This is a genomic window from Blautia sp. An249, from assembly GCF_002159835.1.
In the GTDB taxonomy this organism is placed as follows: domain Bacteria; phylum Bacillota; class Clostridia; order Lachnospirales; family Lachnospiraceae; genus Blautia_A; species Blautia_A avistercoris.
In genome coordinates, this window is sequence record NZ_NFJL01000008.1 from 166,587 (window position 1) to 179,093 (window position 12,507).

General features: G+C 45.6%; 10 protein-coding genes. 9 read left to right on the forward strand and 1 reads right to left on the reverse strand.

All coding sequences use genetic code 11. The features are described from left to right. Nucleotides 1-7: 7 nt before the first annotated feature. The 8 genes from B5F53_RS09615 to B5F53_RS09650 all read left to right on the forward strand — a co-directional run bounded on the left by B5F53_RS09615 (nt 8) and on the right by B5F53_RS09650 (nt 11,483). The gene (locus B5F53_RS09615; protein ID WP_087222764.1) at nt 8-4,450 is read left to right on the forward strand and encodes a PolC-type DNA polymerase III; all 4,443 of its coding nucleotides are present in this window, start codon (nt 8-10) and stop codon (nt 4,448-4,450) included. Between the two features lie 20 nt (nt 4,451-4,470). Continuing rightward, nucleotides 4,471-6,423 (forward strand): fructose-1,6-bisphosphatase, encoded by a 1,953-nt coding sequence (locus B5F53_RS09620; protein WP_087222766.1) that lies wholly within the window; start codon nt 4,471-4,473, stop codon nt 6,421-6,423. A 99-nt stretch (nt 6,424-6,522) separates the two neighbouring features. Continuing rightward, the gene (locus B5F53_RS09625; RefSeq protein ID WP_087222767.1) at nt 6,523-7,935 is read left to right on the forward strand and encodes an amidophosphoribosyltransferase; all 1,413 of its coding nucleotides are present in this window, start codon (nt 6,523-6,525) and stop codon (nt 7,933-7,935) included. 91 nt (nt 7,936-8,026) lie between these two features. Next, nucleotides 8,027-9,364, forward strand: a complete 1,338-nt coding sequence (locus tag B5F53_RS09630) for a MurT ligase domain-containing protein (protein WP_087222805.1) — start codon at nt 8,027-8,029, stop codon at nt 9,362-9,364. Continuing rightward, nucleotides 9,361-10,092 (forward strand): type 1 glutamine amidotransferase, encoded by a 732-nt coding sequence (locus B5F53_RS09635; protein WP_087222769.1) that lies wholly within the window; start codon nt 9,361-9,363, stop codon nt 10,090-10,092. Before B5F53_RS09630 ends, B5F53_RS09635 begins: the two co-directional genes overlap by 4 nt. Before the next feature lie 90 nt (nt 10,093-10,182). Further along, nucleotides 10,183-10,344, forward strand: coding sequence for a rubredoxin (rd, locus tag B5F53_RS09640; protein WP_087222771.1), 162 nt, complete (start codon nt 10,183-10,185; stop codon nt 10,342-10,344). 64 nt (nt 10,345-10,408) lie between these two features. Then, nucleotides 10,409-11,008, forward strand: a complete 600-nt coding sequence (locus tag B5F53_RS09645) for a hypothetical protein (protein ID WP_087222773.1) — start codon at nt 10,409-10,411, stop codon at nt 11,006-11,008. A 7-nt stretch (nt 11,009-11,015) separates the two neighbouring features. Next, nucleotides 11,016-11,483: a GNAT family N-acetyltransferase gene (locus B5F53_RS09650; protein ID WP_087222775.1), complete on the forward strand. Its 468-nt coding sequence runs from the start codon at nt 11,016-11,018 to the stop codon at nt 11,481-11,483. Between the two features lie 29 nt (nt 11,484-11,512). On the opposite strand, the gene B5F53_RS09655 is transcribed toward B5F53_RS09650, so the two are convergent. Further along, nucleotides 11,513-12,085 (reverse strand): xanthine phosphoribosyltransferase, encoded by a 573-nt coding sequence (locus tag B5F53_RS09655; RefSeq protein ID WP_087222777.1) that lies wholly within the window; start codon nt 12,083-12,085, stop codon nt 11,513-11,515. Nucleotides 12,086-12,191: 106 nt separating this feature from the next. On the opposite strand from B5F53_RS09655, the gene B5F53_RS09660 reads away from it, so the two are divergent. Further along, nucleotides 12,192-12,419 (forward strand): hypothetical protein, encoded by a 228-nt coding sequence (locus B5F53_RS09660; RefSeq protein WP_087222779.1) that lies wholly within the window; start codon nt 12,192-12,194, stop codon nt 12,417-12,419. Nucleotides 12,420-12,507 lie beyond the last annotated feature (88 nt).

Below are 12,507 nucleotides of genomic sequence, written 5' to 3' on the forward strand. Positions count from 1 at the left end.
GAACAACATGGATAAAGATTTTTTAGAAGTATTTCCCCATTTAGAGACGGATGAAGAACTGGAAAAGCGGCTGCCGGAAGTTCTGGTTACCAAAGTGACCTGCAACGCGGATCGGACACTGCTTCGGGTCTATATTAAATGTACCCGTTGGATCCATAAGAAGCACATTATGAAGCTTGAGCAGATGATCGAGCGGCAGTGTTTCCCAGGACTTCCGGTGAAAGTGAAAATTATTGAGAAGTTTCGTTTATCCAGTCAGTATACGCCGGAGAACTTTTTTAAGGTCTATCGATCCAGTATGCTGTTGGAACTGAAAAACTATAATATGCTGGAATACAATCTTTTTTCCAGGGCCAGGATTTCCTTTCCCTCAGAGGAGGAACTGCAGCTTGTCCTTCCGGATTCGGTAATTGCCAGAGAAAAAGGGAAAATTCTCATCGAGTATCTGGAAAAAGTGTTTTGCGAACGATGCTCTATGAATCTGAAAGTAGAACCGGTTTATGAGAAAACGACGGAGAGCAAATACCGGAAAAACGCCCGGCTTCAGATGGAACAGGAAGTGCGTCAGGTAATAAAAAACGCCCATCTTTACGAGGAAAAGCCTGTAAAAGAGGAAGTCAGAGAAGAGAAGGAAACACCCGGAGAAACCAAAGGAGAAACGAAAGGAAAGTCCTTTAAGTCCGGAAACTGGAAAGGGAGTTTCCGCAAAGATCCCAATCCTGATGTTGTATACGGACGGGATTTTGAGGAAGAAGCCATCCCTCTGGAAACCATTACCCAGGAGATGGGGGAAGTGGTAATCCGGGGGCAGGTACTGGATCTGGAACAGAGGGAAATCCGAAATGAAAAGACTATCCTGATCTTCCCGGTGACAGACTTTACAGATACCATAGTGGTAAAAATGTTTCTGCGAAACGAGGCAGTATCCGAGGTCTGCGAAAGCGTTAAGAAGGGAGCCTTCCTGAAACTGAAAGGTGTTACCACCATTGACCGGTTCGACAGCGAGCTGACCATCGGATCCGTTATCGGCATTAAGAAAATCAGCGACTTTACCAACAGCCGGATGGATACCAGTCCCCAGAAAAGAGTCGAGCTGCACTGTCATACGAAGATGAGCGATATGGACGGAGTGACCGATGCCAAAGCCCTGGTAAAACGGGCCTATGAATGGGGACACAAAGCCATTGCCATTACGGATCACGGAGTGGTTCAGTCCTTCCCGGAAGCGAATCACTGTTTTGATTCCTGGGGCGGCTGTGTGCCTCCGGATGCAGATTTTAAGGTTTTATACGGAATGGAGGCCTATCTGGTAGACGACAGTAAGGGAATTGTCAATAACGGAAAAGGCCAGAGCCTGGACGGGAATTTCGTGGTATTTGATTTGGAAACTACGGGATTTTCCCCTCTTAGCTGCGAGATTATTGAAATCGGGGCAGTGCGTGTGGAAAAGGGAAAAATAACAGGAAGATTTTCCACCTTCGTAAATCCGCAGGTACCGATACCGTATCGGATTGAAGAGCTGACCAGCATCAATGACAGTATGGTTATGGACGCCCCTGTGATTACTCAGGTGCTGCCTGAGTTTATGGAGTTTTGCAAAGATGCAGTCATGGTGGCTCATAATGCAGATTTTGATATGAGCTTTATCCAGGAAAACTGTAAAAGACAGGGAATCGAGAGAGAGTTCACCTATCTGGATACGGTGGGAATCGCCCGCTTCCTTCTGCCGTCGCTGAACCGGTTTAAGCTGGATACCGTAGCCAAAGCGCTGAGTATTCCTCTGGCTCATCATCACCGGGCTGTGGACGACGCAGCCTGTACGGCAGAGATTTTTATAAAGTTTATTGAGATGTTAAAAGACAGGGGAATCTGTGATGTGGATGCCCTGAATGAGGAGGGGGCTGTATCGGAAAATACCATTAAGAAGCTGCCCACCTACCATGCCATTATTTTCGCTAAAAATGAGATTGGAAGAATCCACCTTTATAAGCTGGTTTCTCTGTCCCATCTGAAATATTATAACCGCCGTCCCCGGGTACCCAAAAGCGTCTTTGAAAAATACAGGGAGGGACTTTTAATCGGAAGCGCCTGTGAAGCAGGAGAATTGTATCAGGCCCTTCTGCGGGGAGCGCCGGAACAGGAAATTGCAAGGCTGGTCAACTTCTATGATTATCTGGAAATCCAGCCCCTTGGAAATAATTATTTTATGATTGCCAGCGATCGGCACGACATGATTCATTCAGAAGAAGATTTAAAAGAATTAAACCGTAAAATCGTAAAACTGGGAGAGCAGTTTAACAAGCCGGTAGTGGGGACCTGCGACGTTCACTTTATGGATCCCCAGGATGAAATCTACCGCAGAATCATTATGGCGGGGAAAGGGTTTGACGATGCAGACAACCAGGCGCCGCTGTACCTGAGAACCACACAGGAAATGTTGGATGAATTTGCTTATCTGGGCAGTGAGAAAGCAGAAGAAGTGGTAATTACCAATACCAATAAAATCGCAGATCAGATAGAGAAGATTTCTCCTATTCATCCGGATAAATATCCGCCGGTTATCGAAAATTCCGATCAGGATTTAAAGGAGATCTGTTATCAAAAGGCCCATGAAATCTACGGGGATCCGCTCCCCAAAATCGTAGAAGAGCGTCTGTCAAAGGAACTGAACTCCATTATCTCCAACGGCTATGCGGTGATGTATATTATTGCCCAGAAACTGGTATGGAAATCCAATGAGGACGGCTATCTGGTAGGATCCAGAGGATCCGTAGGTTCTTCTTTTGCGGCTACCATGTCGGGAATTACTGAGGTAAATCCCCTTCCGCCCCATTATGTGTGCCCCCACTGTAAATACAGTGATTTTGATTCAGAAGATGTGAAAAAGTTCGTGGGAAAAGTCGGCTGTGACATGCCGGATAAGAAGTGCCCGGTCTGCGGTTCTCCTTTAAGAAAAGACGGATTTGATATTCCCTTTGAAACTTTCCTGGGATTTAAAGGAGACAAGGAGCCGGACATTGACCTGAACTTTTCAGGAGAATACCAGGCCAGTGCCCATAAATATACAGAAGTCATTTTTGGTGAAGGCCATACTTTTAAGGCGGGGACCATAGGTACCCTGGCGGAGAAGACAGCCTTCGGATATGTAAAAAATTATTTTGAGGAGCGGGGGCAGCGGAAGCGTTACTGTGAAATTAACCGGATTGTAAAAGGCTGCACCGGTATACGAAGAACCACCGGACAGCATCCGGGAGGAATCGTGGTTCTTCCCCACGGAGAGGAAATTGAGAAATTCACCCCGGTACAGCATCCGGCCAACGATGTGAATTCTGATATTATTACGACCCATTTTGATTACCATTCCATTGATGGAAACCTGTTAAAACTCGATATTCTGGGACACGACGATCCGACGATTATCCGTATGCTGGAAGATTTAACGGGAACCGACGCCAAGGAAGTTCCCCTGGATAATCCGCAGGTGATGTCTTTGTTTTCCGGCACAGAGGCATTAAACATAAAGCCGGAGGACATTGGAGGATGCCCTCTGGGATGTCTGGGAATTCCCGAGTTTGGAACGGACTTCGTTATCGGAATGGTGCAGGAGGCAAAGCCCGCCTGCTTTTCTGATTTAATCCGGATTTCCGGTCTGTCTCACGGAACCAATGTATGGCTGGGGAACGCCCAGGAACTGATTCGGACAGGAAAAGCGACTATTTCCACGGCTATCTGTACCCGTGATGATATTATGGGGTATCTGATTAACATGGGAGTGGAAAGCAGCCAGGCATTTACCATAATGGAAAGCGTCCGCAAAGGAAAGGGACTGCGTCCGGAATGGGAAGAAATTATGAAGGAAAACAATGTTCCGGACTGGTATATCTGGTCCTGTAAGCAGATTTCCTACATGTTCCCCAAAGCCCATGCGGCTGCCTACGTTATGATGGCATACCGGATAGCCTGGTATAAAATTTACTATCCTCTGGCTTATTATGCGGCGTATTTCAGTATCAGAGCCACCAACTTTTCCTATGAACTGATGTGTATGGGAAAGGAAAAACTGGAATTTTATATGGAAGAAATCCACCGGAAAGGGGACGCTGCTTCCAAAAAAGAGCAGGAAATGATCAAAGATATGAAGATTGTCCAGGAAATGTATGCCAGAGGATTCCAGTTTGAACCCATTGACATTTACCGGGCAAAGGCTCACCGCTTCCAGATCGTAGAGGGGAAACTGATGCCGTCCCTGGACAGCATTGAAGGTCTGGGAGACAAGGCGGCAGACGCCGTAGTCGATGCGGTCAAAGACGGAAAGTTTTTATCAAAAGATGATTTCCGTCAGAGAACAAAAGTAAGTAAAACGGTTATTGACCTGATGGATGAACTGCATCTGTTTGGAGATATTCCAAACTCCAATCAGATTTCCCTGTTTGATTTTACAGGTGTATAAAAATTACAGGAGGATTGCGTATGAAAAAGGAGGAACTGCGCTATTTACAGAGGCTGGCGGAATTATATCCCACCATTGGCAAGGCTTCTACGGAAATTATTAATCTGCAGTCAATTTTAAACCTGCCCAAAGGGACAGAACACTTTCTCTCTGATCTGCATGGAGAATATGAGGCATTTTCCCATGTTCTGAGAAACGGATCCGGAGCAGTGAGAAAGAAGATTGACGACGTTTTCGGACATACCCTGGGAACCGGGGATAAACGTTCTCTGGCTACGCTGATTTACTATCCCAAGGAAAAGACGGAGCTGGCCAGAAAAGAAGAAGAGGATATGGAAAACTGGTACAAAATCACCCTGTACCGGCTTATAGAGGTATGTAAGACAACCGCCTCCAAGTATACCCGCTCTAAAGTGCGCAAAGCGCTTCCTCCTGACTATGCCTATGTAATTGAGGAACTGATTACCGAGAAATCAGAAGTGCTGGATAAGGAGGCTTACTATAATGCCATCGTCAATACCATTATACAGATAGGAAGGGCAGAGGACTTCATCATTGCCCTGGCAGAGCTGATTCAGAGACTGGTCATTGACCGCCTCCACGTGCTGGGCGATATTTATGACAGAGGTCCGGGTCCCCACTTTATTATGGATCGGTTAAGTGAATATCACTCTCTGGATATTCAGTGGGGAAACCATGATGTTGTGTGGATGGGAGCGGCTGTGGGACAGGCTTCCTGTATCGCCACTATTATCCGTAACTGCGCCCGCTACGGAAACCTGGATATTCTGGAGGACGGCTACGGAATCAACCTGCTGCCTCTGGCCACTTTTGCCCTGGAAACCTATAAAGAGGATCCCTGTACCTGTTTTAAACTAAAAGGAAATCATCCCATCAGCGGAGCAGAAGCAGAGCTGGTCATGAAAATGCACAAAGCCATCACCATCATCCAGTTTAAACTGGAAGGACAGCTTATCCGCAGGAGAAAAACCTTCCAGATGGAGGATCGCTGTCTATTGCACCGGATCGATTTTGATAAGGGAACTATAACTTTGCAGGGAAAAGAATACCAGATGCAGGATACCAGTTTCCCCACTGTTTCCAGAAAAAATCCGTATGCCCTGACCGCCGAGGAAGAGGAAGTGATGGAGCGTCTGCGTTCTGCCTTTTTAAACTGTGAGAAACTGCAGAAACATATGCACCTTCTTTTAAATAAGGGAGGACTTTATAAAGTTTATAACGGAAATCTGCTCTATCACGGGTGTGTGCCTCTCAATGAGGACGGATCTTTTAAACAGGTGAGAATTTATGATAAAGTTTACCAGGGAAAATCCCTGTATGACGCGCTGGAGATCTATGTGAGGAAAGCCTTTTTCGCCCTGGATCCCGAAGAGAAGAAACGGGGAGAGGATATTCTGTGGTACATCTGGGCAGGCCCCAACTCTCCCTTATTCGGGAAAGATAAGATGACCACCTTTGAACGGTATTTCCTGACAGAGAAAGAAACCCATAAAGAAGTAAAGAATCCCTATTATTCCTTTCTGGAAAATGAAGAAGTGGTGGATCGGATTCTGGAGGAGTTCGGGCTGACCGGAGAGAATATCCATATTGTAAACGGACATGTGCCTGTTCATCAAAGTGAGGGAGAAAGTCCGGTGAAATGCGAAGGAAAGGTTCTGGTAATTGACGGCGGGTTCTGCAAAGCCTATCAGAAAGAGACAGGAATCGCAGGATATACGCTGATTTATAACTCCTACGGCCTTTTGCTGGCCTCTCATGAAGCTTTTACCAATGCGGCTGCCGCAGTGGCTCATGGAACCGACATCGTTTCCCGTCAGGTGGCGGTGGAAAGGACACAGAGAAGACTGCTGGTGGGGGATACGGATACAGGAATGGCTTTAAAAGAGCGGATCGAAGAGCTCAAAGAGCTGCTTTGCGCATATCGGGACGGCATCATTAAAGAGAAAAAATAAAGGGTGATCTCGAAAATGCTTTACTTCTGGAATTCGGTTCTATATAATAAACACGAAAACAATATATGAAAGTCGAAAGAGTAAAGGAGAATAAAAACAATGGGTGGAATATTTGGAGTAGCTTCAAAGTCCAGTTGCGTGATGGATCTGTTTTTCGGAATTGACTATCATTCCCATCTGGGAACACGCAGAGGCGGTATGGCAGTATATGGTCCAAAAGGTTTTGACCGTGCCATTCATAATATTGAAAACTCCCCGTTTCGTACCAAGTTCGAGAGAGATGTGGAAGAACTGGAGGGAAATCTGGGAATCGGCTGTATTTCAGACAACGAGCCTCAGCCCCTGTTAGTACAGTCCCATCTTGGCAGTTTTGCAATTACAACCGTTGGAAAGATTAATAATACAGAGGAACTGATGAAAGAATCTTTTGAAAACGGGTGCACACATTTTCTGGAAATGAGCGGCGGTTCCGTAAATCCCACAGAGCTGGTTGCTTCATTAATTAATCAGAGACAGTCCATCGTGGAAGGAATCCGTTACGTACAGGAAAAAGTGGAAGGTTCCATGTCTCTGCTTTTGATGACCAAAGAAGGAATTTATGCCGCCAGAGACGCAAAAGGAAGAACACCTATTATTATTGGAAAGAAAGAAAACGCGTTTTGTGCTTCTTTTGAAAGTTTTGCCTATATTAATCTGGGATATGAAGATTATAAAGAGCTGGGACCGGGAGAGATTGTCTATATCACTCCGGAAGGAGTGCAGACCATGGCCGGGGCCGGTGAAGAGATGAAGATCTGTACTTTCCTGTGGACCTATTACGGCTATCCCACTTCTTCTTACGAAGGAGTCAATGTGGAAGAAATGCGGTATCGCTGCGGAGATATGCTGGCACAGAGGGATCACGGGGATGTAACTCCGGATCTGGTTGCAGGCGTTCCCGATTCCGGAATCGCACATGCCATCGGATATGCCAACCGTTCCGGCGTACCTTTTGCCCGTCCCTTTATTAAATATACACCCACCTGGCCAAGATCCTTTATGCCTACACAGCAGAGCCAGAGAAATCTGATTGCCCGCATGAAACTCATTCCGGTTCATCGTCTGATTAAGGACAAGAGTCTGTTAATGATTGATGATTCCATCGTACGCGGCACCCAGCTTCGGGAGACCACAGAATTCTTATATCAGCACGGAGCCAAAGAAGTTCATATCCGTCCGGCATGTCCGCCTTTATTATACGGATGTAAATACCTGAATTTCTCACGTTCCAAATCGGAGCTGGATCTGATTACAAGAAGAGTGATTCTGAAGCGGGAGGGAGAGGGATACGATCAGAAAACCCTGGAAGATTACGCAAATCCTGATTCCGTCAACTATAAAGAAATGTTAGAAGAAATCCGTAAGGAACTGAACTTTACTTCTCTGAAGTATCATCGTCTGGACGATATGGTAAAGACTGTGGGAATCTCTCCCTGCAAGCTCTGCACCTATTGCTGGAACGGAAAAGAATAAAGAAAAGGGGGCTGCTGCCAGTGAGCAGCCCTTTTCATTTGCCATAGAAAAAGGTATAATGATAGAAAAAAGAAATAAAAGGAAAAAGAATATGAAAATACGAGGATTACTGGCCATCTGGGCGGCAAAAGCCGCAGGAGCCGTCTGCCGGCGGATGGGCCGCCAGGGGGTAACCTGGGCCGGAAAAATTGCTTTAAAAATAGACCCTTCGATTCTGGAGGAATTGAGCGGTCAGGTGAGAAAGAAAATCTTTGTGGTTTGCGGAACCAATGGAAAAACCACAACCAATAATTTACTGTGCGCAGCTCTGGAGGCAGAAGGAGCGAAAGTGGTATGCAATCATACCGGCTCCAATATGTTAAACGGGGTAGCGGCGGCTTTTGTACTGGAAGCAGGTCTGAATGGAAAAATTGACGCAGACTATGCCTGTATTGAAGCGGACGAGGCTTCCACCAGATATATTTTCCCTCCGCTGCAGCCGGATTATATGATTTTAACCAACTTATTCCGGGATCAGCTTGACCGGTACGGAGAAATCGACATTACCATGAACATTTTAAAAGAAATGATTCAGAAAGTGGACAAGATGACTCTGATAGTAAACGGAGACGACGCCCTGTCCGCATTTTTGGCTCAGGAGACGGGAAAACCCTGCGTTACTTACGGAATTTTGGAAAAGACAGTGAAAGAAGAAGGAACGGAAATAAGGGAAGGACGGTTCTGCAAGAAATGCGGGACAAAGCTGGAATACCGTTTCTACCATTACAGCCAGCTTGGAGATTATTATTGTCCGGGCTGCGGCTTTGAAAGACCGCATCTGGATTATGGGGCAGAGGCAGTGAAGCTGGGCGATCAGATTTCTTTTACTGTGGAAGACCGCCGTCTGGTGGCGGACTATAAGGGATTTTATAATGTCTATAATCTGCTGGCCGCCTATGCGGCAGGACGCAGCGCGGGCCTGAAACTGGAGCATTTCAATGAGATGCTGAGAAAGTTTCATCCGGAAAACGGCAGAATGGAACAGTTTCGGATGGGACAGACCGGGATCACTTTGAACCTGGCCAAGAACCCGGCAGGATTTAACCAGAATATTGCAGCCGTTATGCAGGATACCAATCCCAAAGACATTATTATTGTGATCAATGATAACGCCCAGGATGGGCGGGACATCTCCTGGCTCTGGGATGTGGATTTTGATCGTTTTCAGGAAGAAAGCATTCATTCCATCACAGTAAGCGGAATCCGCTGCCAGGATATGAGACTGCGCCTGAAATATGTGGATATTCCCTCCATTCTGGAAGCGGATGTGGAAACGGCCATAAGAGACAGAATCCGGGACGGCGTGGGCAATTTATATGTACTGGTAAACTATACGGCGCTGTTTAGCACCCGAAATATTCTGAAAAAGATAGAGGGGGAAAAGAAATGAAATTAGTGATTGGCCATTTATATCCGGATCTTTTAAACCTCTATGGAGACAGAGGAAATATTGCCTGTTTAACCAAGCGGTGCCAGTGGAGAGGAATTGAGGCAGAGGTCAGGACCTTTGAACTGGGAGAACCCATTGATTTTACGAAACTGGATCTGGTGCTTCTGGGAGGCGGCTCCGACCGGGAGCAGATGCTGGTGTGTCAGAAACTTCGGGAAATCCGCAAAGACTTCCAGGAATACGTGGAGAAGGACGGAGTAGTGATTGCCATCTGCGGCGGGTATCAGCTTCTGGGAAAATATTATAAGACGGACCAGCGAACCATTCCCGGTCTGGAGCTGGTAGATATGTATACGGAACAGGGAGAGGGCCGTCTCATTGACAACATTGTCCTGAAAAGCGATCTGGTGGAAATGCCCATTGTGGGATTTGAAAACCACGGAGGAAGAACGTATATCAACGGAAACCGCAGTCTGGGAAAAGTTTTATATGGTTCCGGAAATGACGGACAGACGAAAGAAGAGGGCGTAGTATACCGGAATGTAATCGGCACCTATCTTCACGGCCCCCTTTTGCCGAAAAATCCCCAGCTTGCAGATTATCTTATAAAAAAAGCTCTGGAGAGAAAGTATCAGAGAGAAATAATACTGGAAAAGCTGGATGATTCTCAGGAGGAAGAGGCGAATACCTATGTTTTCCAAAGATTTTCGGGAGAAAAAGAGAAATAAGGGTTGTTTTCCGGAAGGGAAATGTGTATAATAAAGGTACAGTTTTGAAATACTAAGATTCAGATAAAGATACCAGGAAAGGAGAACATTATGAAAAAATATGTTTGCGAGCCATGCGGCTATGTTTACGATCCGGCAGAGGGCGATCCCGATAACGGAATTGAACCGGGTACTGCTTTTGAAGATTTACCGGAAGACTGGGTATGTCCGGTATGCGGAGTCGGTAAAGAAGATTTTGCGGAAGAGGAATAAAAACAGGTCCCTCATTTTCTCAGTATCTGAGATAATGAGGGATTTTTAGCAGGAGGAAATTGCTATGCCCAAATCCAATAATCAGAAATTAAAAGTTTTATATATCATGGATGCCCTGAAGGAAAAAGGGGAAAAAGGAGAGCCCCTGTCCATGCAGGAAATCCTGAAAATGCTGGAGAGCCATTCCATTTCTGCGGAACGAAAGAGTATTTATGACGATATGGAAGCTCTGCGTCAGTATGGACTGGATATCCAATACCGAAGACCGGCTCCCAGCGGCTATTATCTGGAAGGAACTTTGTGCAGCGGGAAGGAATCCGAAGAGGGAAAAGAGCCGGAAACAGAGACAAAGGAAACCGGAAAGCCGGAGGAAATCAAAGCAGATGCACCGGAAGATTTGGAGAACTGTAAAAAAGTGAAGATCCTGTGTAAAAAAGACGTGAAAGATAAGGTGATGCAATATTTACAGAATCCCCGATGTCAGGAGAAAGAGAAACGGTTTCTGATTACGGGAAAAGCCCGGATCGATCAGGATTTCTACGGATGGCTGACAACTCTGGGAAACAGAGGAAAACTGTTAAAACCCGGGAAAGAAGCCATGGCTTACAGAGAATATCTGAAAGGGATAGTAAAAGAATACAGAGGAATGGGACAGAAAGGATAATACGGAAATGGAAGCACAGAGAACGAACCTGGAAGTTCGCGACGTGAGAGAAGGGGATAAAGAAGAGCTGTTTGAAATGATAGAGGACTTTTACAATCGCTCCGGCGCCTGTCTTCACGGCATGAACCAGACTTATACGGAACGGACGTTTCAGCTTTGCTTAACAGAGAATCCCTATGCGAGAATGCTGATTTTAGAATCAGAGGGAGAGAAAGCGGGATTCCTGCTGCTGTCTTTTACCTGGAGCAATGAGGCGGGAGGCCTGACAGTTCTTGTGGAAGAATTGTACCTGAAACCCGAAACCCGTGGAAAAGGGTTGGGGAAAAAGGCGCTGCAGTGGCTGGAAGAGGCGTATCCTCAGGCCAGAAGGTTCCGGCTGGAGGTAACTTCAGGCAATACAGGAGCCATTGCCTTATACGAAAAACAGGGGTATGAACAGTTAAATTATGAACAGATGATAAAAGACAGGCCTTAAAGCCTGTCTCTGTCATAACAGCCGTTTGGTTAAGGACGGAAAATCACCTCAGAATCCGTCATAGAATCAATGATGGCCAGAGATTCCAGATGAATTCCCATATCCCGAATCTTCTTTCCGCCGTCCTGGAACCCTTTTTCTATAACAATTCCGGCCCCTTCCAGAACTGCGCCTGATTTTTTTACAATATCAATCAGCCCAAGGAGGGCGCAGCCATTGGCAAGAAAGTCGTCAATAAGCAGGACATGATCCTGGGGAGTCAGATATTTTTTAGACAGAATCACATCATAAACCTTCTTATGAGTAAAGGACTCCACCTTTGTTACATACATATCGCCGTCCAGATTCACGCTCTGGGATTTTTTTGCGAAGACAACCGGAACATCGAAATACTGAGCGGTAATACAGGCAATACCGATACCGGAAGCTTCAATGGTAAGAATTTTGGTAATCGGGGATTGGGCAAAACGGGACTTAAATTCTTTGCCGATTTCGTTAATGAAGGGAATGTCCATCTGATGATTGAGAAAACTGTCCACTTTTAATACGTTTCCGGGTTTTACGATTCCGTCTCTGCGGATACGATCTTTTAAAAGCTGCATAGGATGCCGCCTCCTTTATTATGATTTAATTATGATACGATATTCTTCGACGAATATCAATTCCTTTCGACAAGAAATTCAAATTTTTAAGAACTGGAGAATAAATATGAAAGAGTATGAAGTTGTCTGGGAAATATTTAATAAGTGTCCCAGAAACCAGATGCGGGATATTTTTATTGAAGAAATTGAAATTGAGGATATTGAAGCCTATCTGAAAAATAAGTTTCAGGGAAAAGACGTCTCCTTTGAGAAAACCGTGGCTGCGGACGGAACCATAATATACGATATTGTGACTTCCCAGATGAAACAGCGGTGTTCCTTTACAGAAATTTAAACAACTGGTATAATCCCGTCTTTGACAGTTGATGAAGGAGAAAATCGCTGTATCCCTTGTATTTACTGGGCTACAGCGATTTTTACCG

Excerpts from the sequence above, each read along its gene's own strand:
- B5F53_RS09630 (WP_087222805.1), top strand. The coding sequence starts at position 8,027 with ATGAAAATACGAGGATTACTGGCCATCTGGGCGGCAAAAGCCGCAGGA.
- B5F53_RS09635 (WP_087222769.1), top strand. The coding sequence starts at position 9,361 with ATGAAATTAGTGATTGGCCATTTATATCCGGATCTTTTAAACCTCTAT.
- B5F53_RS09620 (WP_087222766.1), top strand. The coding sequence starts at position 4,471 with ATGAAAAAGGAGGAACTGCGCTATTTACAGAGGCTGGCGGAATTATAT.
- B5F53_RS09655 (WP_087222777.1), bottom strand. The coding sequence starts at position 12,085 with ATGCAGCTTTTAAAAGATCGTATCCGCAGAGACGGAATCGTAAAACCC.
- B5F53_RS09660 (WP_087222779.1), top strand. The coding sequence starts at position 12,192 with ATGAAAGAGTATGAAGTTGTCTGGGAAATATTTAATAAGTGTCCCAGA.
- B5F53_RS09650 (WP_087222775.1), top strand. The coding sequence starts at position 11,016 with ATGGAAGCACAGAGAACGAACCTGGAAGTTCGCGACGTGAGAGAAGGG.
- B5F53_RS09615 (WP_087222764.1), top strand. The coding sequence starts at position 8 with ATGGATAAAGATTTTTTAGAAGTATTTCCCCATTTAGAGACGGATGAA.
- B5F53_RS09625 (WP_087222767.1), top strand. The coding sequence starts at position 6,523 with ATGGGTGGAATATTTGGAGTAGCTTCAAAGTCCAGTTGCGTGATGGAT.
- B5F53_RS09645 (WP_087222773.1), top strand. The coding sequence starts at position 10,409 with ATGCCCAAATCCAATAATCAGAAATTAAAAGTTTTATATATCATGGAT.
- rd (WP_087222771.1), top strand. The coding sequence starts at position 10,183 with ATGAAAAAATATGTTTGCGAGCCATGCGGCTATGTTTACGATCCGGCA.